Origin of the sequence: Cyanobium sp. PCC 7001 (assembly GCF_000155635.1) — a bacterium.
Classification (GTDB): domain Bacteria; phylum Cyanobacteriota; class Cyanobacteriia; order PCC-6307; family Cyanobiaceae; genus NIES-981.
In genome coordinates this window covers 197,821-222,259 of sequence record NZ_DS990556.1, presented here as the reverse complement: position 1 = coordinate 222,259, position 24,439 = coordinate 197,821, and the positions used below count along the sequence as shown (strand labels likewise).

The 24,439-nt window shown below is 70.4% G+C and carries 23 protein-coding genes; 19 read left to right on the top strand and 4 right to left on the bottom strand.

The genetic code is table 11. The features are described 5' to 3' along the window. Positions 1-6: 6 nt before the first annotated feature. Positions 7-1,134 (top strand): serine hydrolase, encoded by a 1,128-nt coding sequence (locus tag CPCC7001_RS01165; protein WP_083782533.1) that lies wholly within the window; start codon positions 7-9, stop codon positions 1,132-1,134. Between the two features lie 70 nt (positions 1,135-1,204). Here CPCC7001_RS01165 and CPCC7001_RS01160 read toward each other — a convergent pair whose 3' ends face one another. Together CPCC7001_RS01160 and CPCC7001_RS01155 are read right to left on the bottom strand one after the other, a co-directional pair. Further along, a complete protein-coding gene (locus CPCC7001_RS01160) occupies positions 1,205-1,426 on the bottom strand; it encodes a hypothetical protein (RefSeq protein WP_006909312.1) in 222 nt (73 codons plus the stop codon). Between the two features lie 14 nt (positions 1,427-1,440). After that, a complete protein-coding gene (locus CPCC7001_RS01155) occupies positions 1,441-2,847 on the bottom strand; it encodes a PhoH family protein (RefSeq protein WP_006911011.1) in 1,407 nt (468 codons plus the stop codon). A 66-nt stretch (positions 2,848-2,913) separates the two neighbouring features. Between CPCC7001_RS01155 and CPCC7001_RS01150 the strand changes: the two genes are divergently transcribed. The 15 genes from CPCC7001_RS01150 (at position 2,914) to fba (ending at position 16,811) form a co-directional block, all read left to right on the top strand. Further along, a complete protein-coding gene (locus tag CPCC7001_RS01150) occupies positions 2,914-4,137 on the top strand; it encodes a hypothetical protein (RefSeq protein WP_006909296.1) in 1,224 nt (407 codons plus the stop codon). A 111-nt stretch (positions 4,138-4,248) separates the two neighbouring features. Beyond that, a complete protein-coding gene (locus CPCC7001_RS01145) occupies positions 4,249-5,463 on the top strand; it encodes a hypothetical protein (protein WP_006911233.1) in 1,215 nt (404 codons plus the stop codon). Between the two features lie 2 nt (positions 5,464-5,465). Next, entirely contained in the window at positions 5,466-5,969 is a 504-nt protein-coding gene (gene ruvX, locus CPCC7001_RS01140; protein WP_006911695.1) for a Holliday junction resolvase RuvX, read from the top strand. A gap of 40 nt (positions 5,970-6,009) precedes the next feature. After that, entirely contained in the window at positions 6,010-6,549 is a 540-nt protein-coding gene (locus CPCC7001_RS01135) for a DUF3727 domain-containing protein (protein ID WP_043368446.1), read from the top strand. Further along, positions 6,546-7,061 (top strand): YqeG family HAD IIIA-type phosphatase, encoded by a 516-nt coding sequence (locus tag CPCC7001_RS01130; RefSeq protein ID WP_006911269.1) that lies wholly within the window; start codon positions 6,546-6,548, stop codon positions 7,059-7,061. Before CPCC7001_RS01135 ends, CPCC7001_RS01130 begins: the two co-directional genes overlap by 4 nt. 24 nt (positions 7,062-7,085) lie before the next feature. Continuing rightward, on the top strand, positions 7,086-8,180 hold the full coding sequence (gene proB, locus CPCC7001_RS01125; protein WP_006910041.1) for a glutamate 5-kinase: 1,095 nt from the start codon (positions 7,086-7,088) through the stop codon (positions 8,178-8,180). Between the two features lie 73 nt (positions 8,181-8,253). After that, the gene (gene lpxD / locus CPCC7001_RS01120; protein ID WP_006911667.1) at positions 8,254-9,357 is read left to right on the top strand and encodes a UDP-3-O-(3-hydroxymyristoyl)glucosamine N-acyltransferase; all 1,104 of its coding nucleotides are present in this window, start codon (positions 8,254-8,256) and stop codon (positions 9,355-9,357) included. 38 nt (positions 9,358-9,395) lie between these two features. After that, on the top strand, positions 9,396-10,481 hold the full coding sequence (gene leuB / locus CPCC7001_RS01115; protein WP_006910190.1) for a 3-isopropylmalate dehydrogenase: 1,086 nt from the start codon (positions 9,396-9,398) through the stop codon (positions 10,479-10,481). A gap of 69 nt (positions 10,482-10,550) precedes the next feature. Continuing rightward, positions 10,551-11,453 (top strand): phosphoribulokinase, encoded by a 903-nt coding sequence (locus CPCC7001_RS01110; RefSeq protein ID WP_043368445.1) that lies wholly within the window; start codon positions 10,551-10,553, stop codon positions 11,451-11,453. A gap of 175 nt (positions 11,454-11,628) precedes the next feature. After that, entirely contained in the window at positions 11,629-11,847 is a 219-nt protein-coding gene (locus CPCC7001_RS01105; RefSeq protein WP_006909165.1) for a hypothetical protein, read from the top strand. A gap of 39 nt (positions 11,848-11,886) precedes the next feature. Then, complete coding sequence (locus tag CPCC7001_RS01100; protein ID WP_006911071.1) at positions 11,887-12,768, top strand: A24 family peptidase; 882 nt, start codon at positions 11,887-11,889, stop codon at positions 12,766-12,768. A gap of 75 nt (positions 12,769-12,843) precedes the next feature. Then, a complete protein-coding gene (accD, locus tag CPCC7001_RS01095; protein ID WP_006911251.1) occupies positions 12,844-13,719 on the top strand; it encodes an acetyl-CoA carboxylase, carboxyltransferase subunit beta in 876 nt (291 codons plus the stop codon). Beyond that, positions 13,716-14,192: a hypothetical protein gene (locus CPCC7001_RS01090; protein ID WP_006911459.1), complete on the top strand. Its 477-nt coding sequence runs from the start codon at positions 13,716-13,718 to the stop codon at positions 14,190-14,192. The genes accD and CPCC7001_RS01090 overlap by 4 nt, the downstream gene beginning before the upstream one ends. 37 nt (positions 14,193-14,229) lie before the next feature. Beyond that, positions 14,230-15,336, top strand: a complete 1,107-nt coding sequence (locus CPCC7001_RS01085; protein ID WP_006909920.1) for a Gfo/Idh/MocA family protein — start codon at positions 14,230-14,232, stop codon at positions 15,334-15,336. Positions 15,337-15,737: 401 nt separating this feature from the next. Beyond that, entirely contained in the window at positions 15,738-16,811 is a 1,074-nt protein-coding gene (gene fba / locus CPCC7001_RS01080; RefSeq protein ID WP_006910602.1) for a class II fructose-bisphosphate aldolase, read from the top strand. 40 nt (positions 16,812-16,851) lie between these two features. Here fba and CPCC7001_RS01075 read toward each other — a convergent pair whose 3' ends face one another. After that, a complete protein-coding gene (locus tag CPCC7001_RS01075) occupies positions 16,852-19,701 on the bottom strand; it encodes a UPF0182 family protein (protein ID WP_006910968.1) in 2,850 nt (949 codons plus the stop codon). 176 nt (positions 19,702-19,877) lie between these two features. Between CPCC7001_RS01075 and thrC the strand changes: the two genes are divergently transcribed. The 3 genes from thrC to CPCC7001_RS01060 all read left to right on the top strand — a co-directional run bounded on the left by thrC (position 19,878) and on the right by CPCC7001_RS01060 (position 22,530). Then, positions 19,878-21,143: a threonine synthase gene (gene thrC / locus CPCC7001_RS01070; RefSeq protein ID WP_006909502.1), complete on the top strand. Its 1,266-nt coding sequence runs from the start codon at positions 19,878-19,880 to the stop codon at positions 21,141-21,143. A gap of 69 nt (positions 21,144-21,212) precedes the next feature. Further along, positions 21,213-21,488 carry a MoaD/ThiS family protein gene (locus tag CPCC7001_RS01065; protein ID WP_006910446.1) on the top strand — a complete coding sequence of 92 codons (276 nt, stop codon included), beginning with the start codon at positions 21,213-21,215 and terminating at the stop codon, positions 21,486-21,488. Positions 21,489-21,570: 82 nt separating this feature from the next. Then, a complete protein-coding gene (locus tag CPCC7001_RS01060) occupies positions 21,571-22,530 on the top strand; it encodes a cupin (protein ID WP_043368441.1) in 960 nt (319 codons plus the stop codon). Here the strand turns inward: CPCC7001_RS01060 and ftsH are convergent. Beyond that, complete coding sequence (gene ftsH / locus CPCC7001_RS01055; protein WP_006910928.1) at positions 22,474-24,423, bottom strand: ATP-dependent zinc metalloprotease FtsH; 1,950 nt, start codon at positions 24,421-24,423, stop codon at positions 22,474-22,476. The genes CPCC7001_RS01060 and ftsH overlap by 57 nt on opposite strands. Between the last annotated feature and the right edge of the window lie 16 nt (positions 24,424-24,439).

Below are 24,439 nucleotides of genomic sequence, written 5' to 3'. Positions count from 1 at the left end.
ACACCCATGGCGTCACCCGTGATCAGCCAACGCACCCGGTCGGCCATGGTTGCCCTGGCCGCCGCGCTGAACCTGGTGGCGCCGGCCCACGCCGGTGAGGCCCTGGCATCGAGGCTGCAGGCCGTTGCCGATGCCTACATCGCCGACACCGCCGCCGGCGAGAAGGCCACCGCGATCTCGATCAGCGTGAGCCTGCCTGAAGATGGCGGCACAGTGAACATCACCGCCGGCAGGGTGTCGAACACGGCTGGCGCCGCCGCCATCACGCCCGACACGCTGTTCCAGATCGGCAGCATCACCAAGTCGTTCACGGCGGTCACCCTGCTGCAACTGCAGGCGGAGGGCGTGCTCGACCTTGACGACCCCCTGGAGACGTGGCTGCCCCAGTACCCCGCCTGGAGGCAGGTGACGCTGCGCCAGCTGCTGACCATGACCAGCGGCATCCCGAGCTACGACAACGTGGCCGCGATGATCGCCGACATCGGGCAGCAAGGGTTGTCGCGCCACTTCACGCCCGCCGTGCTCGTGGGTTTCGTCGACCCTGCCTATCCCGGCGCGCCGCAGCCCACATCGGGCTATGCCTACTCGAACACGAACTACATCCTTGCCGGGATGGTGATCGAGAAAGCCAGCGGCCGCACGGTTCAGGACAACTTCGAGCGCCGTCTGTTCGGTCCGCGCTACGGCCTCACCAGCACCTTCTATCGAGCCGGCCCCTATCCCCCCGAGATCAGCCGCCTCATGGCGTCGGGTTACTTCGTGGCCGAGGGATTTCCAGGCATGAAGAATCTCGATGGTGCCGATGTCAAGGCGGAGGACATGTCCTGGGGTGGCGCCGCAGGGGCGGCCGTGTCGCGTCCGGAAGAGGTGAACCGCTGGGTGCGGGCCCTCTTCAGCTCGAACGAGCTGAAGAGGGCCCGGCCCGCAGGGAACTCACCCAGGTCGTGTCGATGCGAACCGGTGAAACCCTCGCGCAACTCACCCCGGACGACCCGCGCGGGTTCGGGCTCGGCGTCTCGGGTTTCGTCTCGTCCACGCTCGGGACCGGCTGGCAGTACGAGGGCGAATCGATGGGCTACCGCACCCTTTACCTCTACCTGCCCGGCCAGGATCTCGTTGTCACCGTGGCACTGAACAGTGGCGTCGAAGGCGAGGCCGACCATGCGGGCCGGGTGGCGCTGGCGGTGGTGGAGGCGGTTCTGGCTCAGCCGCGCCCAGCTGTCCCCACGTCATAGGAATCCACGGTGCCGCCACCGGCACGCTCCACGATCGACAGCCTGCGGATGCCGCCGTCGGTGCGGAACCAACGGTCGGCGCAGAGGGTTCGGAACAGCTGCCGCGCCTCCTCGAGGCTCTCGAACTCGCCCACGCTGGTGTTGCCCCAGCCGTCATGGCAGATCACGCTGTAGGCCCCGGAAGTTTCCATCCTCAAATCCATTCTCAGAGCAGATTCGCCGCCAGCTCCGCCAGGGGCGAGCGCTCACCACGCATCAGGGTCACGTGGCCGGCCAGCTGCTGGCCCTTGAACCGCTCCACCAGCCAGGTGAGGCCATTGCTCTCGGCATCCACATAGGGATTGTCGATCTGGTATGGATCGCCGGTGAGCACGATCTTGGTGCCCTCGCCCACCCGGGTCACGATCGTCTTCACCTCATGGGGGGTGAGGTTCTGGGCTTCATCCACCACCATGTACTGGCGGGGAATCGAGCGGCCGCGGATGTAGCTGATCGCCTCCACTTCCAGCAGCCCCATCCCCTTGAGATCACTCCAGTTGCTCCGCTGGCTGCGCTGGCCATGGGCCCGGCCTGAACCGGGCCCGCCGCCGGAGGAGCCGCCGCGGCCCTGATCCTCCGGGCTGTTGCCCAGCAGGAAATCGAGGTTGTCGATGATCGGTTGCATCCAGGGGCCCATCTTCTCCTCGATGTCGCCGGGCAGGTAACCCAGATCCTTGCCCAGGGAAATCACGGGCCGGGTGACCAGCAGCCGCTCATAGAGCCGTTCATCGGCCACGAGGTGCAGCCCGGCCGCCAGGGCCAGCAGGGTCTTGCCCGTGCCGGCCTTGCCCACCAGGGTCACCAGCTGGATGTCGGGATCAAGCAGCAGGTCGAGCGCGAAGGTCTGCTCCCGGTTGCGGGGCTGGATCCGGCCCAGCCGCGCCTTCGGCGCCCGCTGCAGGGGCTGGAGCGTGGCGGTGGGGGCCACATAGCGGGTGAGAAAAGTGTGCCCTGGCTGGGCCCGGTCCACCAGCATCACCCCCTCATTGGCCTGCAGCACCCCCGGCACCTCCAGACCTTCCACCGGCAACCCCGGCGATTGCTTCACGGCATCCATCTGGGCCGCGTCGGCCCACACCTCACACAGCCCCGGGTAGAGGTCGTCGAGGGCCACCTTGTCGGTGGTGTAGTCCTGGGCGATCAGGCCCACGGCGTCGGCCTTGATCCGCAGGTTGGTGTCCTTGGTCACCAGCACCACGGGCGGCTGGCTGCCCATCACGGCCTCCAGCCGCTGCTCCTCGAGAGCCACGGCCAGGATGTTGTTGTCGCCGTTGCCGGCCTTGAGCTCCGGTGGCAGTTGTGTGAGGGTCTCGGCCCTGCAGAACACCACCTTCAAGGTGCCGCCCTGATCGCCGTTGGGCACGCCGTCGGCCAGGTTGCCCAGGGCCCGCAGGTCGTCGAGCAGCCGCGACACCTGGCGGGCATTGCGTCCTTTCTCGGCCGGATCCCGCTTGAAGCGGTCGATCTCCTCCACCACCTCAATGGGGATCACGATGTTGTTGTCCTCGAACCGCGTGATGGCCGCCGGGTCGTGCAGCAGCACGTTGGTATCGAGCACAAACGTCTTGCGCATGGGCGGCGGCCAGGCCAGAAGCGGTGACGCTAGAGCGCACGGTGCACCTACGCTCCGGCGAACCGCATGCCCCTGCCGTTGCTGCTCGTCGTGCTTCTCAAGGCCCTGCTGGTGGCCGCCCTGCTGCTGGGGATCACCCTGTTGTGGCTCGAACTGCGGCACCGCCTGCGGCCGGCCTCCCCCCTGCGGCTCCGGCCCGAACCCTTCCGCGTCGAGCACTCCCCTGCCGAGCTCCCGGGGGGCCTGCGGGTGAGCGGAATCGTCACAATCCAGAACCCCCACCCCCGCATGGAGGTGTTCGTTCCCCAGATCGAACTGCGGCCCACCCTGCTGGGCCGCGGCGATCTGGCGGCGGTTCAGGTGCGCACCGCGGTGGAGGCCCTGCACCCCGATGAGGAGGCGCGTCCGGACGGCTACTGGGCCGCCTACATCGTGAAGGGCCACAAGAGCACCCGCGCCCGGCTCAGCGTCGACATCACCAGCCCGGCAGGTGCCGATCTGGAGGCCCTGCTCGACACCCTCTGGCTGGAGGTGCTGTGGGTGAACTACGGGCCCTTCGGCCGGCTCTGGCGGCGGGACGGCATCCTGGTGCCCCTGCGGCGCCCCCAGACGCTGGATCCGGGCACGGCCCCCTGGCGGGAGGGCGATCACTGCCGCGTGCTGCCGGTGCGCACCCACCTGCTCGGCAGCCTCGACGACCCCGAGAGCGTGCTGCGCCACTACGCCGGGGCCCTGCTCCAGCCCGGCGACGTGCTCACCATCGGGGAAACCCCCCTGGCGGTGATGCAGGGGCGCTACCACCACCCCGAGACCGTGACCCCCTCGGGCCTGGCCCGGCTGCTCTGCCGCGTGTTCCACCCCACCAGCTCCCTGGCCACCGCCTGCGGCCTGCAGAGCCTGATCGATGTGGTGGGGCCGGCTCGGGTGCTCGGCGCCTGGCTGGTGGGCACCGCCATGAAGCTGGTGGGCTCCAAGGGCTGGTTCTACCGGCTGGCCGGCGAGCAGGCACGCCTCATCGACGACGTGACCGGCACCACCCCTCCCTACGACCAGACGATCGTGCTGGGCCCGCACGAGCCCGGAGCCTTCTGCGCCCGCATGGCGGCGGCCCTGGGGGTGGGCGTGGCCGTGGTGGACGTGAACGACCTCGGCCGGGTGAAGGTGCTCGCCGCCAGCCAGGGCTGCGACGAGGCGCTGCTGCAGCGAGCCCTGCGGCCCAACCCCGCCGGCAACGCCAACGAACGCACCCCCCTGGTGCTGGTGCGCCCGGCCGCTTCCAGCCGGGGCTGAAGGCGCCCGCATCGCCCTTGGCGCGGCGGTAGGATTAAGGGAGCTGACGGTAGTACTGGCCCGAACGCGCCAGCCCCTCCCTGTCCAGGTCAACCCTGAGGTCTTGCCGGGATGACGGTGCTCCCTCCATCCACCACCCGGAACCGCAGCGGTCGCCTCGACCCTGACGCGAGGAAACTTCACTCCCAAGCCCCCCTGCAGTGCGCCGCGCTCCAGGACTGCGGGGATGGCGGCAGCGAGCCGGCCGAGCGGTCCGAGGCCACCCCACCGCCCGGCGACGCCAACGACGCCGGTCTGCGGATCGAGAGTCTGGCCGGCTGGCACATCCCATTGCTGGGGGATCCGGCCTACCTGCCCCTGCACCCTCTGCTGCAGCAGGCCGTTCTGCTCAGCCTGCCGGAGAAATTGCTGCAGCTGCTGCGCAGCCAACCCTCGCTCGGCCCCCAGGTGCTGGTGGCCTTCGAGGCGATCACCCCCGTGGGACTGATCGTCACCCGCCGGCTGAACCGCAGCGGCAGCTGCTGGCAGGTGCAGCACCTGCGGCTCTCCGGCCCCACCAGCCGCCGGCAGGTGGCCTCCGCCTTGCTGCGCGAGGCCATCGACCGGGGCCGCGGGGCCAGCAGCTGGATCGCCACCGCCTCCAGCGGCGATGCCGACCGGCTGGCCATCCTGCGGGAACAGGGCTTCCAACCCCTGCGCACCGACAGGCTCTGGCGCTGGCCCGCCGCCGACCGCGCTTCCCACAGCCCTTCCCACCGCGCCGCCGACCGTCCCGCCGGCGATGCCGGCGGCCTGCAGCTGCGCAACCTCAACCGCCGCACCGCAGCCCTGCTCTGGCACCTGGAGCAGGCCGCCTGCCCGGCCCACCTGCGGCAGCTTCTGGATCGGCGCGTGGAAGACCTGCTCGACCAGAGCCGCCGGCGGGGCTGGATGCTGGTGGACCCCAGCCGCGACCAAGCCGTGGCCGCGGTGCGCTGGGTGTCGGACCATGCCAGCGGCGGCTACGACGTGAAGCTCACCGTGCATCCGGGCTGGCAGCACCTCTTCGGCGGGCCGGTGGTCCTGCTGCTCAACCAGGCCCAGCAGGCCCTCGGCAGCCATGCTCCGCTCTGGCTCGCCTGCGACATCCGCCAGGAGAGCTGCCAGCAGTGGCTGCAGCGCAGCGGCGCCGAGGAGCGCGGCGAGCGGGTGCTGATGGCCCGCAGCGTCTGGCGGCGCCAGGAGCTCCAGGCCCCGGCCCAGCTGGCCGCGCGGCGGCTCGAGGCCATGCTCGAGCAGTGGCAGCCGAAGCGGCGTCCCCTGCCCACACCGCTGGGGCCCCGCTAGGCATGGCCCGGCCCAGGCCTCGCTCGGTGCTGGCCCTGGATGTGGGCCGCCGGCGCATCGGTCTGGCGGGATGCGATCCCCTGGGCCTCACGGTGCGGCGGTTGCCCGCCCTGGCGCGGGGGCGCTTCCCGGCCGATCTGCAGCGGCTGCAGGAGCTGCTGGCCGAGCGGCGCGTGGAAGCCCTCGTGGTGGGCCTGCCCCTCGATCAGGCCGGGCAACCCACCGAACAGGCCCGCCACTGCCGCCGCTACGGCGAGCGGCTGGCCGTCGGCACCGGTCTGCCCCTGGCCTGGGTGAACGAGCACGGCAGCACCTGGAGCGCAGCGGAACGCCATGGCCTGCATGGCGACCGCTCCGGCGCCCTCGACAGCGCCGCCGCGGCCCTGCTGCTGGAGCAGTGGCTGCAGGAGGGCCCGGAGCCCCAGCTGCTGCCGCAGTCAGGGCCGCTGCCGGTGACGCTGGCGGCCATCGCCTGCGGCGGAACGGCGGGCTCTGCACCATCCTGAAATCATTGCTCCTCCGTTTCCGAGCACCGCTGCTTCTTTCATGACAGGCTCCGGCGAGATCCGTTCCGATGTGCCGACCGTGCTGGTGGGGGACCGGCAGGGCCGGCAGCTGCTCTGTTTTCTGGAGCAGTTGATTCCTCTGGACGGCAGCGACTACGGCTTGCTGACGCCCGTGGACACCCCGGTGTGCCTGTTCCACCTCCAAGACGACGCCGAGCCCGAACTGATCGCCACGGTGGAGGCCAGCGAGCCGATTCTGTCGGTGGCCGATGTGGTGCTGCAGGAGCATGAACTCACCCTGGTGCGCTCCGCGGCCACCCTCACCGTGAGCGGTGAACTCGACGAACCTGAGCCCGACGACTACGACGACGAGGACGACGATGACGACACCGAGTCGTATGAACTTCTGGTGAGTTTTCTGGTGGAAGGCGAGGAATACGGCCTCTACATCCCGCTGGACCCCTTCTTCGTGGTGGCGCGCATGGAGGGCAACGGCGCCGTGCTCGTGGAGGGCGAGGAGTTCGACCGGGTGCAGCCCCGCATCGAGGCCGAGCTGGAGGAGCGGGAGGGCCTGGCGTGAATCTGCGTCAGCTGCTGCGCCCCAACTGGCTGATCGACCGCACCCTGGCGGAGTTGCCCCTGCAGGATCTGCTCGACCAGGGCATCCGCGCCCTGGTGCTGGATGTGGACCGCACCCTGCTGCCACGGGGCAAAGCCGTGCTGCCGGAGAGCGCCGTGCGCTGGCTGGAGGCGGCCCGCGAACAGCTGCCGATCCACCTGCTCAGCAACAACCCCTCGCGCCAGCGGATCGGGGCCGTGGCGCAGCAGCTGGGTCTGCCGTTCACCACCTCGGCCGGCAAGCCGCGCCGCCGGGCCCTGCGGCGGGTGCTGCACCAGTTCGCCCTGCCCTACCACCAGGTGGCCCTGATCGGCGACCGCCTGTTCACCGACGTGATCGCCGGCAACCGGCTGGGGCTGTTCACCGTGCTGGTGAAACCGATCGACCCGCTGGGCCAGCCCTGTCAGCGGGATCGGCTGCAGAAGCTGGAGCTGCGCATGGCCCACTGGCTCGGCACCAGCCTCGGAGGATGACCATCAGACCATGACCACCCGAGGATGACCACCAAGCCCCTGCGCCGGGTTGTGAAGGTGGGCACCAGCCTGCTGCGCGGCACCCCCGAACGCCCCACTGCCGCCGTGATCGCCGATCTGGCCGCCAGCCTCAACCGGGCCAAGCGGCGCGGTGATGCGGTGGCCCTGGTCACCAGCGGCGCCGTGGGCCTGGGCTGCGCCACCCTGGCCATCGAGCGCCGTCCATCCGAGGTGGCCGCCCTCCAGGCGGCGGCCGCCATCGGCCAGGGGCAGCTGATGGCCCTCTACCAGGACGCCTTCGCGGTGCGCGGCCAGACCGTGGCCCAGGTGCTGCTCACCCGGGGGGACCTGGCCTCCCGGCGCCGCTACCAGAACGCCTGCCGCACCCTGGCCCAGCTGCTCGACTGGGGCGTGGTGCCGGTGGTGAACGAGAACGACACCCTGGCCACCGACGAGCTGCGCTTCGGCGACAACGACACCCTCTCGGCCCTGGTGGCGGTGGCGGTGGCGGCCGACGAGCTGATCCTGCTCACCGATGTGGATCGGCTCTACTCCGGCGATCCCCGCCACGACGCCACGGCGCGGCCCATCGACGAGGTGCGCGACCTGGGCGAGCTGGAGCGCCTCAGCGACGGGGCCAAAGGGGGCGGGCAGTGGGGCACCGGCGGCATGACCACCAAGCTGGCGGCGGCGCGGATCGCCACCTCCAGCGGCATCCGCGTGCATCTGGCCGATGGCCGCGATCCGGCCGTGCTCGACGCCCTGCTCGCCGGCGAACGGGTGGGCACCGTGTTCCAGCCCTCTGCCGCCCCCCTGCCCGACCGCAAGCGCTGGCTCGCCCATGCCCTGCTGCCCCAGGGCAGCCTGCGGCTGGATGGGGGAGCCGAACGGGCCCTGATGACGCGGGGCGCTTCCCTGCTGGCGGTGGGCGTGGTGGAGGTGAGCGGCGATTTCCGGCCCCGGGAGCCCGTGCGCCTGCTCAGCAGCGACGGCCGCGAGCTGGGGCGTGGCCTGGCCACCCACGGCAGCGACGAACTGCGGCAGCTGATCGGCCGGGCCGGCGTGGAGGTGGTGCACCGCGACCAGATGGCCCTCACCCCGCCGCCGCCTCAGCCCTGACACTCCTTGCCGGCAGGGCTGGGGCAGCGGCGGCGGCGCCCTCTACGATCCGCCCCAGACCACGGCAGCGGCCATGCGCTTCAGCGACCTGCTCGGCCTCCTGAGCGAAGTGCAGGCCGCCGGTGGGCCCCAGGCGGTGCCCCACGAGCTGGGGGGGGATGCCGAAATCGAGTCCGCCGCCGCCCTCGACCAGGCCGATCCCGGCCAGATCGCTTTTCTCGAGTCCGGCCATGCCCTCGGCAGCGTGCTGGACACCTGCAGGGCCTCCGCCCTGCTGCTGCCCGCCCGCGGCGAGGACAGCGCAGCATTGCAGCAGCTGGCCAGCAGCCGCGGCATGGCCTGGGTGGCCCTCCAGGATCCCCGCCTCGGATTCGCGGAGGTGCTCGAGCACCTGTTTCCCCCCACTCCTCTGCCAGCCGGCGTCCATCCCAGTGCGGTGGTGGATCCCTCCGCGGCCGTGGGCCAGGGCAGCCATCTCGGCGCCCACGTGGTGGTGGGAGCCAACGTGACCATCGCCGAGAACTGCTGCCTGCACCCGGGGGTGGTGCTCTACGACGGAGTGGCGCTGGCGGAGGGCTGCACCCTCCATGCCGGCGCCGTGGTGCACCCCGGCAGCAGCCTCGGCCGTGGCTGCGTGGTGCACTCCAACGCGGTGATCGGCAGCGAGGGCTTCGGCTTCGTGCCCACCGCCAACGGCTGGCGCAAGATGCCCCAGACCGGCCGGGTGGTGCTGGAAGACGGGGTGGAGGTGGGCTGCGGCAGCACCATCGACCGGCCGGCCGTGGGCGAGACCCGCATCGGTGCCGGCACCAAGATCGACAACCTGGTGCACATCGGCCATGGCGTCAGCACCGGCCGCGGCTGCGCCCTGGCGGCCCAGGTGGGCATCGCCGGCGGAGCCCGGCTCGGCAACGGCGTGATCCTTGCCGGCCAGGTGGGTCTGGCCAACCGGGCGGTGATGGGGGACGGGGCGATCGCCTCCTCCAAATCGGGCATCCACGGTGAAGTGGGCGCCGGTGAAGTGGTGAGCGGCTATCCGGCCATCCCCAACCGGCTCTGGCTGCGCTGCTCCGCCGCCTTCAGCAAGCTGCCGGAGCTCACCCGCCAGCTGCGCCAGCTGGAGAAGCGTCAAAACGCCCAGGAACAGCCCGGCTCCGGCGGCAAAGCCGCCACCTAACCTCGCGCTCGCGCCACTCGGTTGCCGCCTCCCCCACCATGACCTCCAGCCACCGGATCACCCTGCTCGCCGGCGACGGCATCGGTCCGGAAATCATGGGCGTGGCCCGCCAGCTGCTCGATGCGGTAGCGGCCCGCCACGGCTTCAGCCTCCACTACGACGAGCAGCCGATGGGGGGAGCGGCGATCGACGCCACCGGCGTTCCCCTGCCGGAAAGCACCCTGCAGGCCTGCCGGGCTTCCGATGCCGTGCTGCTGGCGGCGATCGGCTCACCCCAGTACGACACCCTGCCGCGGGAGCAACGGCCCGAATCGGGCCTGCTGGGGCTGCGGGGGGGCCTGGGCCTGTTCGCCAACCTGCGCCCGGTGAAGATCATCCCGGCCCTGATCGAGGCCAGCACGCTGCGGCGGGAGGTGATCGAAGGGGTGGATCTGATGGTGGTGCGGGAACTCACCGGCGGCATCTACTTCGGCACGCCCAAGGGCCGGGTCGAGACCGCCGACGGGGTGCGGGCCTTCAACACGATGGCCTACAGCGACACGGAGATCGACCGGATCGCCACGGTGGGCTTCGATCTGGCGCGCCAGCGCGGCGGCCGCCTCTGCAGCGTGGACAAGGCCAACGTGCTGGATGTGTCGCAGCTGTGGCGCGACCGGGTGGAGCGCCTCCACGCCAGCAGCTATCCGGACGTGGAGCTCAGCCACCTGTACGTGGACAACGCCGCCATGCAGCTGGTGCGCGATCCCCGCCAGTTCGACGTGCTGCTCACCGGCAACCTCTTCGGCGACATCCTCAGCGACGAGGCGGCGATGCTCAGCGGCTCGATCGGCATGCTGCCCTCCGCCTCGCTCGGGGCCGGCGGCCCCGGCCTGTTCGAGCCGATCCATGGCTCAGCCCCGGACATCGCCGGCCAGGACAAGGCCAACCCGATGGCGATGGTGCTCAGCGCCGCCATGATGCTGCGGGTGGGCCTCAAGCAGGACGCGGCCGCCGCCGACCTGGAGGCCGCCGTGGACCGGGTGCTGGCCAGGGGCTTCCGCACCGGCGATCTGATGGGACCCGGCTGCACCCTGGTGGGCTGCCGGGCCATGGGCGAGCAGCTGCTGGCCGCCCTCGAGGGCTGAGCCCACCGGGGGAAGGAGCCCGGACCGGCGACCTGCCAAACTCGCCCTGAGTTTCCCGAGTCCCCGCGCATGTCGAAGCGTCATCCGGTCGTGGCAGTCACCGGTTCCTCCGGCGCGGGGACCAGCACGGTGAAGCGTGCCTTCGAGCACATCTTCAAGCGCGAGGGCATCACCCCCGCCGTGGTGGAGGGTGACAGCTACCACCGCTACGAGCGTGGCCCCATGAAGGAAGCCATGGCGGCCGCCATGGCCAAGGGCGAGAACTTCTCCCACTTCGGCCCGGAAGCCAACCTGTTCGACAAGCTGGAGGAGCTGTTCCGCACCTACGGCGCGACCGGCGGCGGCCAGAAGCGCTACTACCTCCACTCGGTGGAGGAGGCCGCCGAGCACAACGAACGCCTGGGCACCAGCCTCGATCCCGGCCAGTTCACCCCCTGGGAGGAGATCCCCACCGGCACCGACCTGCTCTTCTACGAGGGCCTGCACGGTGGCGTGAAGGGCGACGGTTACGACGTGGCCGGCCTGGCCGATCTGCTGGTGGGCGTGGTGCCGATCGTGAACCTGGAGTGGATCCAGAAGATCTCCCGCGACAACGCCGAGCGCGGCTACTCGGCCGAAGCCACCGTGGACACGATCCTGCGGCGGATGCCCGATTACATCAACCACATCTGCCCGCAGTTCAGCCGCACCGACATCAACTTCCAGCGGGTGCCCACCGTGGACACCTCCAACCCGTTCATGATCCGGAACATCCCCACGCCGGACGAGAGCTTCGTGATCATTCACTTCCGCAAGGGAGCGCGGGAGAAGTGGGGGATCGACTTCACCTATCTGCTTGACATGATCCACGACTCCTTCATGTCCAGCCCCACCTCCATCGTTGTGAACGGCGGCAAGATGGGCTTCGCCATGGAACTGATCCTCACCCCGATCATCCATCGCATGATCCAGGACAAGAACACCTCCGGCTGAGGGTTACAGCGCCCCGTTCCAAACCACAGCGCCAACCCTTATGGTGGTGCGGTGATTCGGAGGCGGTGAGGCCATCACCAACGGCACACCCGGTCCATCCCATCCCTCCTTCCTGATCGCAGGAGCCTCTCCTTCTCCTGCCTTCAATCTGCGCCTTGATCGCGTCAACAGTCAGGTGGTGTTTCAACTGGCCCGCCAGGCGATGTACGCCTACATGGAGCGCTGCCCGATGGGACCCGATCCCTGCGGGGTGGTGCTGCAGGCGGGCCGGGGGCGGGTGGTGTTCGAACTGCCGGTGCTGCTGCCCGACGAGCAGTTCATCCCCATCGATCTGATCCGGGGGCGGACTCCCCGGGGCGGTTCCGCCCGCGTGCGCTGGGCCCGGCCCAGCTGACGTCCGACCCGGACCCTTCCTTTTCCTCCAGCCGGCCCGATGCCGCCCGACCTCCAGCCCCTCGCAGGCACGGCCGCCGCTCCCGCTGATTCGGCCCTGTGGCTCTGGATGGCCTGTGGGCTGGGCGCCTGCATCGGCAGTTTCCTCAACGTGGTGGCCTGGCGCCTGCCGCGCCAGGAGTCCCTGGTGCGCCCCCCCAGCCACTGCCCGCGCTGCGGCACCCGGCTGCGCTGGCACGAGAACATCCCGGTGCTGGGGTGGCTGCTCATCCGGGGCCGCTGCCGCCACTGCCAGGCGCCCGTCTCCCCGCGCTATCCCCTGGTGGAGCTCCTCACCGCCGGCCTCTGGGTGGCGGCGGTGGCGGCCCTGCCGCAGGCCATGGGGCCGGCCCCCTGGTCTGCGGGACTGGTGCTGGCGGGCTGGCTGCTGCTCAGCTGGCTGATTCCCCTCACCCTCATCGATCTCGACCGGCTGTGGCTGCCGGAGTCCCTCTGCCGGATCGGCCTGATCCTGGGGCTGGCCTGCACGGCCCTGCTGGGCTTTGCCCAGGGGCTTGAGGTGGGCCGGGCCCTGCTCTTCCACCATCTGGTGGCCGCCGGCGTGGGTCTGCTGGGGTTCGAGGCGGTGAGCGCCCTGGCCGAGCGCCTGATCGGCAAACCCGCCCTGGGCCTCGGTGACGCCAAGCTCGCGGCCCTGCTCGGTGCCTGGCTGGGGCTCACCGGACTGGGGCTCACGGTGGTGATCGCCGTGGCCTCCGGCGCCGCGGTGGGCGTGGTCGGGCGGCTGAGCGGCCGGCTGGGACGCCACGACCCGATGCCGTTCGGACCGTTCCTCGCCGCCGGCGGGGCCGGCGTGTGGCTGCTGGGTCACGACCCCTGGCTGCGGCTGCTGGCGTCGCTGGGGCTGCTGCCGGGGAGCTGAGGCGGCCGGGGCAGGCCCCCAGCTGGGCAGGCCCTTAAATGGAGCCGAGCCCGCCGATGTTCCTGCAGCCCAGCGATGTCCCTCTTCGATTGGTTCGCTGATCGCCGCAAGGCCGCACCCGTGGTGCGTGCCACCCAGGAGGTGGAGGAGGGGGATGGGCTCTGGAGCAAGTGTCCCGACTGCGGGCTGGTGGTGTACCGCAAGGACCTCATCGCCAACGCCAGCGTCTGCAAGGGCTGCGGCTACCACCACCGCATCGACAGCGGGGAGCGCATCCGGCTGATCGCCGATCCGGGCAGCTTCGAACCCCTCGACAGCGACGTGGCTCCCACCGATCCGCTGGCCTTCAAGGACCGGCGCAGCTACGCCGACCGCCTGCGCGACAGCCAGCAGAGCACGGGGCTGCGGGATGCGGTGGTCACCGGCCTCTGCCGCACCGGCGGCCTGCCCCTGGCCCTCGGCGTGATGGATTTCCGCTTCATGGGCGGCTCGATGGGCTCGGTCGTGGGGGAGAAACTCACCCGGCTGATCGAGGAGGCCACGGCCCGCCGTTACCCGGTGCTGATCGTGTGCGCCTCCGGCGGCGCCCGCATGCAGGAGGGCATGCTCAGCCTGATGCAGATGGCCAAGATCTCCGGCGCCCTGCAGCGCCACCGGGCCGCGGAGCTGCTCTACATCCCCCTGCTCACGCACCCCACCACCGGCGGGGTCACCGCCAGTTTCGCCATGCTGGGCGACCTGATCCTGGCCGAGCCCAAGGCTCTGATCGGCTTTGCCGGCCGCCGGGTGATCGAGCAGACCCTGCGGGAGAAGCTCCCCGATGGCTTCCAGACCGCCGAATACCTGCAGGACCACGGCTTCGTGGACGCGATCGTGACCCGTCCGGAGTTCCGCGACACCCTCGGCGAGCTGCTGCGGCTGCATGGCTGCCGGGAGCTCGTACCGGCATGACCCGCCCCGCCGGCAGCTCACACCCCGCCGGATGGGCGCCGCCACTGCTGAGCGAGCTGCTGAGCGAGCTGCTGAGCTGGCTGGCGCCCCTGCTGATCGCCTTGCTGCTGCTGGCCCCGGTTCCGGGCTGGCCCACCCCGCCAGCCCTGGCCGGTTCGGTGGACTGGCGGGAGGTGCCCGCCAACCGGGATGGCCGCCAGTGGTGGGATGCCGGCAGCCTCCGCCTGAGCAGGGGCGGCAACCTCTCGGTGCTCAGCCGCTTCCAGGCGGCCGCCGGGGATGACGAGCGTCCCCGGATGGGCGATCTCTATGTGATGGAGATCGACTGCGGCCAGCGGCTCTACCGCGACACCTCCGTGAATGGTCTGCCCCGGCTGGGTGCCGAATGGCAACCTGCCGCGGACGATGACCTGATCAGCGCCGTGATCGACGCCAGCTGTGCAGCGGGCGCGCCGCTGCTGCAGGCGGCCTGAATCTCTTCGCCGATCCTCCACCCTGCCGATCCTCCCCATGGTGCCCAGTGCCCCCTCCCCCAGCCAGCACCCCCTCCGCGTGGCGATCGCCGGGCTCGGCTTCGGCGAGAAGGTGCATCTGCCGGCGCTGCACGCCGCCAGCGGCACTGAGCCGGTGGCCCTCTGGCATCCCCGCCCCGAGCGCCTGGAGAGCGCCTGTGCGGCGGCCGAGCTGCCCGGCCACACCGACTTCACCGCCCTGCTGGAGCAGCCGGATGTGGAGGCGGTGGTGATCGCCACCCCGCCGGAGCCCCGCTTCGAGCTGGCCCGGCAGGCCCTCCTGGCGGACAAGCACCTGATGCTGGAGAAGCCCGTGGCCCTCAACGCCGCCCAGGTGGAGGAGCTGCAGCGGCTGGCCCTGGCCCGTGGACGCACCGTTGCCGTGGACTTCGAGTACCGGGCCGTGCCCCTGTTCCAGCAGCTGGCCGCCCTGCTTCAGAGCGGTGCCCTGGGGGACCTGGCGCTGGTGAAGCTCGACTGGCTGATGGGCAGCCGCGCCGATGCCTCCAGGCCCTGGAGCTGGTATTCCCAGGCGGCGGCCGGCGGGGGCGTGCTCGGGGCCCTCGGCACCCATGCCTTCGACATGCTGCACTGGCTGGTGGGCCCCAGCCACCGGGTGGCCGGACGGCTCGGCACCGCCATCCGCCAGCGTCCGCTGCCCGATGGCAGCGGGCGGATGGGAGCGGTGGATGCGGAGGACACGGCCCTGGTGCAGCTGGAGCTGGAGAGCGCCCATGGCGAGCCCGTACCGGCCCAGGTGTGCCTCTCCTCGGTGACCCGGCGCGGCCGTGGCTGCTGGCTGGAGATCTACGGGCGGGAGGGCACCGCCGTGCTCGGCTCCGACAACCAGAGCGATTACGTGCACGGGTTCCACCTGTGGTGGTCCCAGGCGGGGGAGCCGCTGCGCCGGCTGGAGCCCGAGCCCTCCCTGGCCTTTGCCCGCACCTGGGAGGACGGCCGCATCGCTCCGGTGGCCCGGTTGCACGGGTGGTGGAGCAGCGCCGTGCGGGAGGGGCGGCCGATGGTGCCGGGCCTGGCGGAGGCGGTGAGCAGCCAGCGCTGCTGCGACCAGGCCCGCGCCGAAGGACTGACTCGGATTCGGTAGCAACCGCTACGATTTGGCCACGTTGGCCGAGGGGCTCCGGCCCCGCTGGCGGAAGTAGGGATCCAACGGGGCCTCCCGCACACCCGAAGCAACGCGCCATCCAACCCGAGTCCGACTCTTACCGGAGGCACGTCCATGACCATCACCACAGCCAAGCAACTCGCCCGCCAGGCCGAAACGGCCCGCCGGGCCGCCAAGCAGTACGGGTACACCCTGCAGTCCCTGCGCAAGCAGTACCTGATCGACTGATCAGATCGACTGACCTGATCGATTCATCAGATTGGGCGCACGCTGCCGGCCCCGCGGTCCTCGCGATCGCGGGGCCTTTCTCGTGAGCCTGAGACCCGTGAGGCATCACCTAGACTCCGCCGCAGTCCTTTTCTCTGCCTGCGAGGTTTCCCATGGCGTTGGTTCCGCTTCGGCTGCTGCTCGATCACGCCGCTGAGAACGGTTACGGCATCCCGGCGTTCAACGTGAACAACCTGGAGCAGGTGCAGTCGATCATGGAGGCGGCCTACGAGACCGACTCTCCGGTGATTCTGCAGGCTTCCCGCGGCGCCCGCCAGTACGCCGGCGAAGCCTTCCTGCGCCACCTGATCCTGGCCGCCGTGGAAACCTATCCCGACATCCCGGTGGTGATGCACCAGGACCACGGAAACAGCCCGGCCACCTGCTACGGCGCTGCGGCCAACGGCTTCACCTCGGTGATGATGGACGGCTCCCTGCAGGCCGACGCCAAGACCCCCGCCAGCTACGAGTACAACGTGGCCGTCACCAAGGAAGTGGTGGACGTGGCCCATGCCATCGGCGTGAGCGTGGAGGGCGAACTGGGCTGCCTGGGCTCCCTGGAAACCGGCATGGGTGAGGCCGAGGACGGCCACGGCTTCGAGGGCAAGCTCGACCACAGCCAGCTGCTCACCGATCCCGCCGAGGCCGCCGACTTCGTGGCCAAGACCAAGGTGGACGCCCTGGCCATCGCCATCGGCACCAGCCACGGCGCCTACAAGTTCACCCGCAAGCCCACCGGCGAGGTGCTGGCCATCAGCCGCATCGCCGAGATCCACAAGGCCATCCCCAACACCCACCTGGTGATGCACGGCTCCTCCTCGGTGCCCCAGGAGTGGCTGGACATGATCAACAAGTACGGCGGTGCCATCCCCGAGACCTACGGCGTGCCCGTGGAGGAGATCCAGGAAGGCATCCGCAACGGCGTGCGCAAGGTGAACATCGACACCGACAACCGCCTCGCCTTCACCGCCGCCATCCGCGAGGCCGCCGCCAAGGATCCCGCCAACTTCGATCCCCGCCACTTCAACAAGCCCGCCCGGGCCTACATGAAGCAGGTCTGCCTGGATCGCTACCAGCAGTTCTGGTGCGCCGGCAACGCCAGCAAGATCAAGCAGCGCGACATCAACTACTACGCCACCCTCTACGCCAAGGGCGAGCTCGACCCCAAGACCGCCGTGGCGGCCTGAACCTGTCCGAGCCCCCCACCAGGGGGGCTTTTTTCTTGGCTCAGGTGGTGGCCGCAGGTGCGGCAGGCTCAGGAGCGGCAGGGGCAGGCTGGGTGATGGCCTCCTGGGAACGGCGTGGATCGAGCAGGGCCTCGATCGCCTCCCGCAGGCTCGGCTCCATGGCGATGCGGGAGCTGTCGCTCACCACCACCCGGGTGAGGGTGGGCAGCCCCCCGGCGCGGGCCCGCAGGTACACCGGCTCCACGTAGAGCAGGGCCTCGCCGATCGGCACCACCAGCAGATTGCCCTGGATCACCTGGGAGCCGGCCCGGTCCCACAGCCCGAACTGCTGGCTGATGCGGGGGTTCTGGTTGATCAGGGCCTGCACCTGTTCGGGGCCGTAGATGGGCAGCTGGCTGGGGAAGCGCAGCAGGGTGAGTTCGCCGTAGTGGGGGGCATCGCTGCGGGCCGCCAGCCAGCCCACCAGGTTGGGACGGGCCAGCGGTGTGAGCGGTTGCAGCAGCAGGAACTCCGGCTCCGGCTCGCCAGGCAGCTGGGCACTGATGTGATAGGGCTTCACGGGCACCTGATCCTGGCCGTAGAGCTCCTTGGGCACCTGCCACACGTCATCGCCGCTGTAGAAGATGCGGGGATCGGTCACGTGGTAGCGGAGCAGCTGCGTGGTCTGGATCTCGAACTGCCAGCGCGGGTACATGATGTGGGCCTGCAGCGCCGCGGGCATTGCCGAGAGGGGCTGGAACAGCTCCGGGAACAGGGTCTGCCAGGTGCGGATCAGGGGATCGGCGGGCTCCGCCACGTAGAGTACCATCTGGCCGGTGAAGGCATCCACCACCGCCTTCACGCTGTTGCGCAGGTAGCGGATGTCCGGCCGGCCCGGCACTGAGGCGCTGTAGGGGTAGAAGGCGCTGCTGGTGAAGCCGTCCACGATCCAGAACTGGTGCTGGTCGGATGGGAAGGGGGCTTCCCCCTGGAGGTTCACCGAGACGAGGTAGGGCTCCGCCTCGAAACGCACGAACGGGGCCAGGGTGCGCACCCGGTCGCGCACCTCCCGATGCAGCAGCAGGCGGGTGGAGGCATTGAGTTCCCCCCGCACCAGCAGCTTGGGCTCGCTCAGGTAGATGGCGGCGGCCAGGCGCTGCCAGAACCGGCCCAGGGGCACGCCGGCGCCACCGCTGTAGTGGATGTAGAAGTTGTTGTCCCCCTGCGGATAGTTGAACTCCTCCACCGCCGTGGGGGCCAGGGCATAGGGGGAAGGAAGGGAGCCGAAGTAGAGAAACGGGTCCTGGGTGGGCACCACCTGCTGCACCTCCTCCCGGCTGATCCCCAGCTGGGTATTGCCCTGCACCTTGGTGGAGGGGCCCAGATCGGAGATGAAGTACTCCGGCAGCCCCTCCGGTCCGCTCGTGTTCACCGGCGAGAGGGTGAAGCCGTTGCCGTGGGTGAACACCAGGTGGCGGTTCAGCCAGGTGCGGGCGGTACGGGGGAGGGACCCCTGGTCCAGCTCCCGGGCCGCCATGATCACCTGCTGCCGCCCCAGGCCGGCGTCGGGCTGGAGGGCATAGCGATCCACCGCCGGCTCGGAGAAGCGGTAGTACACCCGCAGCTGCTGCAGCTGGCGGTTGGTGGCCAGCAGGGGTTCGCTGTCCCAGAGGCGCACATTGCTCAAGGTTGCCTCCCCCTCGGCCAGGTCCTGGCGCGAGAGCCGGTCGTTGGGCACCCGATCGATGATCTCCATCGCATCGATCTGGAAGGCGCGCCGCGTGGCGTCGATGGAACGGGCCAGGTAGGGAATCTCCCGCTCCAGCTCCTGGGGGTTGACCAGCAGGTTCTGCAGCAGGGGATTGAGGCCGGCCTCCAGGAGCGGAAGGGCCAGCAGCAGCAGGGAGAGCCCCGCCAGCACCGGAGCGCGGTAGCCCTGCCGCGCCAGGGGCAGGGCCAGCACCACGGCCATCAGCAGCGCCACGGCCGTCGCCGCGGTCCGCAGCGGCAGCGCCAGGTGCACATCGAGCCAGCCGGCACCCGGCACGCTGCCGGTGGTGCTCAGCAGCAGCTGGTGCCGCCCCAGCCAGAAGGCGAGGGCCACCAGCAGCGCCAGAGCCGCCAGGGGCGGGCGCAGGGCCCGGAGCTGGGCGGGAGCGAAGCCGGCGAAGTGGCCGTCGCTGAGCTGGGAGCCACGGGCCATCAGGCCCCACAGGGCCAGGGCCAGGGTGGCCAGCAGCATGGCGATCGCCAGGGTGAGGGCCAGGGCCAGGGCGGGGAAGCGCAGCTGCACGAAACTCACATCCGCCCCCAGCAGGGGCTCCTGCAGCCGGGTGGGCTGGGCCATCACGGCCAGGCTCCACCGCCCCCAGCCACGGCCGAGCACCAGGGCGAGTCCCAATCCAGCCCCACCGTGCAGCCAGCGCGCCCCGCCCCGGGGACGGGCCAGCAGCAGCACCACGGCGGCCGCCATCAGCAACACCCAGGCCCCGGGGGGCAGGCTGGCCAGGGCGATCAGGCCGTGCAGAGGCGCCGGATCGAAGGGCTGGAGCGCCAGGCGCGCCACCACCCCCCAGATCAGGGACAGGGGCAGCAGCGCTGCCGCAAGAAGCCCCAGCAGCACCAGGGCATAGGGGCCGGTGCTGAGGGGACGGCGCCGCGTGCCCTGCTCCGCCGGCAGCGCCCACAGCCAGCGCAGCCAGCGCTGCAGCCCCGCCGTGATCGCCAGGCCCACCCCCAGCCCGAGCAGCTGCAGGGCCCAGCGGCGCGCCAGCACGGAGGTGAGCCTGAACTGGGAGAACCAGCTCCATTCCACCCAGAGGCGGGCCAGCAGCACCACGGCGGCCAGGGCCAGCACCAGCAGGCCCGGCAGCAACAGGGAGGGCCTGGTGGTGAGGCGAGCGCGGGGCAAGGAGCGTTCAAGGCTGCTCAGGCGCCGAGGCTAGACAGCCCCAGCCAGGCCACAAGTCCCGGGCGGGCTGAAACCGCAGCCCCAGCCCTTGAAATCAAATCCCGACCTCCCGAATCGGCTTTTGATCGAGGGTCCGGACAGCGCTGTTAGGGTTCGGGGCAACCCGGGCGATTGCTGTGACGGCCACCCTCTCGCGCTCCACCTTCACCGGCCTGCGCTGCAAGGAATGCGGCCATGCCTACGAAGCCGGAGCCCGCCACGTCTGCGAGGACGTGTGCTTCGGGCCCCTCGAAGTGGTGTACGACTACGAGGCGATCGGCAACCGGGTGAGCCGGGCCACCATCGAGGCCGGCCCCGCCTCGATCTGGCGCTACCGCGACTTCCTGCCCATCGAGGGGGATCCGATCGACGTGGGCACGGGTTTCACGCCCCTGCTCAAGGCCGACAATCTGGCCCGTCGCCTCGGTCTGCGCAGCCTCTACATCAAGAACGACGGGGTCAACATGCCCACCCTCTCCTTCAAGGACAGGGTGGTGTCGGTGGCCCTCACCCGGGCCCGGGAGCTCGGCTTCAAGACGGTGAGCTGCGCCTCCACCGGCAACCTGGCCAACTCCACCGCCGCCATCGCGGCCCACGCCGGCCTCGAGTGCTGCGTGTTCATCCCCAGCGATCTGGAACTGGGCAAGGTGCTCGGCACCCTGATCTACAACCCCACCCTGATGGCGGTGCACGGCAACTACGACCAGGTGAACCGCCTGTGCTCCGAAGTGGCCAACACCTTCGGCTGGGGCTTCGTGAACATCAATCTCCGTCCCTACTACTCCGAGGGTTCGAAGACCCTCGGCTACGAGGTGATCGAGCAGCTGGGCTGGCAGCTTCCCGACCACATCGTGGCGCCGCTGGCCTCCGGCTCCCTGTTCACCAAGATCCGCAAGGGCTTCGACGAGTTCATCAAGGTGGGCCTCGTGGACGAGAAGGCCGTGCGCTTCAGCGGTGCCCAGGCCGAGGGCTGCAGCCCCATCGCCCAGGCCTTCGCCGAAGGGCGTGACTTCATCACTCCGGTGAAGCCGAACACCATCGCCAAATCGATCGCCATCGGCAATCCCGCCGACGGCCCCTATGCCATCGACATCGCCAACCGCACCGGCGGCAGCATCGCCGCGGTGAACGACACCGAGATCGTGGAGGGCATCAAGCTGCTGGCCGAAACCGAGGGCGTGTTCACCGAAACCGCCGGCGGCACCACCATCGCCGTGCTCAAGAAGCTGGCGGAGCAGGGCAAGATCGATCCCCAGGAGACCACCGTGGCCTACATCACCGGCAACGGCCTCAAGACCACCGAGGCCGTGGTCGATGCGATCGGAGCCCCCTACACCATCGAAGCCCAGCTGGACAGCTTCAAGGCCGCCTGGCAGCAGGCCCAGGCCGACCACCGGGACTGAACCCCCAACCCTGGTCACGCCCCACTCCGTTCCCTTTTCCCCAACCCCTTCCCCCCGTCACGCCGATCCATGGGCATTCAGGTTCTGATCCCCACCCCCCTGCAGAAATTCACCAACGACCAGGCCAGCGTGGAGCTGGAGGCCTCCAGCATCGACGCTCTGATCGACGCCCTCGACGGCCAGTTCCCCGGGCTGAAGGCCCGCCTCTGCGATGAGAACGGAAAGCTGCGCCGCTTCCTCAACATCTACGTGAACAGCGAGGACATCCGCTTCCTGGAGAACCAGGCCACCGGCCTCAAGGACGGCGACGAGGTGTCGATCGTGCCGGCCGTGGCCGGTGGCTGAGGCCCCGCCCTGTGCGCGCAGGCACGTCAGCCCAGGCCCGGGCTGCATAGGCTCGGCCACCGATCGTCCGATGGCCTGAGCCATGACCCTTACGCCCGAGGCCCCTGCGCTGGGCACCAGCAAGGCCCAGCTGTTCGATTACCGCCAGGCCGCCAATCCGGTGCGGCGTGGTCTCACCGAGCCGATTCCGGAGGGCCGCTGGGGCCCTGAGCTGCACGGCCAGGGGCCCACGGCCATCCTGCCCCTCGACCTCAGCAGTGAACTGGGCTGCCAGGGGCCAGCCACCAGCCCGGCGCTGAGCGCCAACTTCGTGCGGATCCTGGCCGGCGAAGCGATCAGTGCCGGTGCCAACGCCACCAGTTCGCTGTTCTATGTGTGGCGGGGAGCGGGTCACTGCCTTCAGCCCGCCATCCCCCCGGCCCGCGAATTCCGCCAGAACTGGAGCCAGGGGGACCTCTTCGTGCTGCCCGCCGGCGGGGCCGCCGTGCTGGAGGCCTCCGAGGAGAGTGTTCTCTACTGGGTGCACGACGCGCCCCTGCTCAGCCACCTGGGCGTGCGTGCCGATCGCCCCCGCTTCGAGGCCACCCACTACCCCGGCGAGTGGTTGCGGCGGGAGTTGGCGGCCCTGGCGGCGGATCCGGGCGCCGCCCGCAGCAACAGGCTCAGCCTGCTGCTCGCCAACAGCGATCTGCCGGCCAGCCGCACCGTGACCCACACCCTCTGGGCGATGTACGGCCTGGTGCCGGCCGGGGCCGTGCAGCCTCCTCACCGGCACCAGTCGGTGGCCCTGGATCTGGTGATCGACTGCGCCCCGGGCTGCGCCACGCTCTCCGGCCCCGACCTGAACCCGGACGGGACGATCCGCAACCCGGTGCGGATGGAGTGGGAACCCGGCGCTGCCTTCGTGACGCCGCCGGGCCACTGGCACAGCCATGTGAACGAGAGTGGCCGCGACGCCCTGCTGCTGCCGATTCAGGACGCCGGGCTACACACCTACCTGCGCAGCCTCGACATCCGCTTCAGCAGCGGCCTGGCCGGCTGAGGTGGCTTCGCCACTGGTGGACTGCTCGTGGGCGTCCACCAGGCGGCGGAACTGGTCGCCCTCGATGGTCTCCTCGGCAATCAGGCGTTCCACCAACCGGTCCATCAGCTCGCGCCGGGGCTCCAGAAGAGCCACCGCCTGCTCCAGCGCCGCGCTGGCCAGCTGGCGCACCTGCTGATCGATGCGGGTGCCGGTCTCCTGGGAGTAGGGCGGCTCGGAGCGGAGCCAGTCGCGCCCCAGAAACACCTCCACACCATCGCCCTCCAGAGCCTGGGGACCCAGGCTGGAGAAGCCGTAGCGGGTCACCATCTCGCGGCAGATGCGGGCCACCATCTCCAGGTCGCCGGCGGCGCCCTGGGTCACCTCACTGGGGCCGAACACCACCAGCTCGGCGGCCCTGCCCCCCATCGCCACCACCAGCCGGGCCTGCAGGTAGGCCTTGCTGATCAGGCCGGAATCCAGCACGTCCTCATCCGGCATGGTGCGGGCGAATCCCCCCACGCCGCCGGCCCTGGGCAGCAGGGTCACCTTGTCGAGCCGATCGGCGTGGGGAACCAGGGTGGTGAGCAGGGCATGGCCCACTTCGTGGTAAGCGATCAGCCGCTTCTTGGCCGAATCCTGCAGGGGAGCCACCGCCAGGCCCATGGTGATCCGCTCGAGCGCATCCCCCAGGGCCTCCCCGTCGATGGCGGTGCGATGCCGGCGGGCGGTGAGGATGGCGGCCTCGTTGAGCAGATTGGAGAGATCCGCGCCGGAGAACCCGGGAGTGCGCCGCGCCCAGTCCGCCAGGGACACCCCCTCCGCCAGGGGACGGGTGCGGGCATGGACCGCCAGGATCTCCTCGCGGCCGCGCCGGTCCGGCAGATCCACCGTGATGCGGCGATCGAAGCGGCCGGGCCGCATCAGCGCCCGGTCGAGCACGTCGGGGCGGTTGGTGGCGGCCACCAGGATCACGCCGGAGTTCTCCTCGAAGCCATCCATCTCGGTGAGCAGCTGGTTGAGCGTCTGCTCGCGCTCGTCGTTGCCACCGCCGATGCCCGCCCCCCGCTGACGGCCCACGGCATCGATCTCGTCGATGAAGATGATGCAGGGGGCCTTGGCCTTCGCCTTGCGGAAGAGGTCCCGCACGCGGCTGGCACCCACGCCCACGAACATCTCCACGAATTCGGATGCGGCCATGGAGAAGAACGGCACACCGGCCTCGCCGGCGATGGCACGGGCCAGCAGGGTCTTGCCCGTGCCGGGAGGGCCGATCAGCAGTACCCCCTTGGGAATGCGGGCACCGATGGCGGTGTAGCGCTCCGGCGACTTCAGGAAGGTGACCACCTCCTGAAGTTCCTCCTTCGCCTCCGCGATGCCGGCCACATCCTCGAAGCGCACCGACACGGTGTTCTCGGGGGCGAGCCGGGGTTTGCTGCTGCCGAAGCCCATGGCCCGGTTGGCCACCTTGGCGCTGCGGCGGAGCAGCAGGGCCAGGCCCACCACCAGCATCGCCACCAGCAGACCGTTGGACACCAGCGAGGCCGTGGCCACCTCCCCCCGGTCATCCCGCACCGTGAGGGGCACATTGGCGGCCTCAGCGGTGCGCAGCAGCAGCTGGTCGTTGTTGAACACGGGCACCCGCGCCGTGCGGCCGTCCGTGAAGGTGACCTCCACATCGCGGCGGCGGGTCGAGAGCTCCAGCTCCTTCACCTTGCCGCCGCGCAGATCCGCCAGCAGCTGGCTGTAGGACGGGGCGGGCCGGCTGGCCCCGAGGCCATCCACCAGCGACTCCAGCCGCGGCTCGGCCCGGCTGTCCCGGGGTGCACCCGCCTCGGCCGCCGCAGGCCTGTCCGCGGGGCTGCCGGCGGGTTCAGAAGCGTTGGCAGCCGCCGGTGACGGGCTCTTGCTCACAGGGATCCGGCTTTCG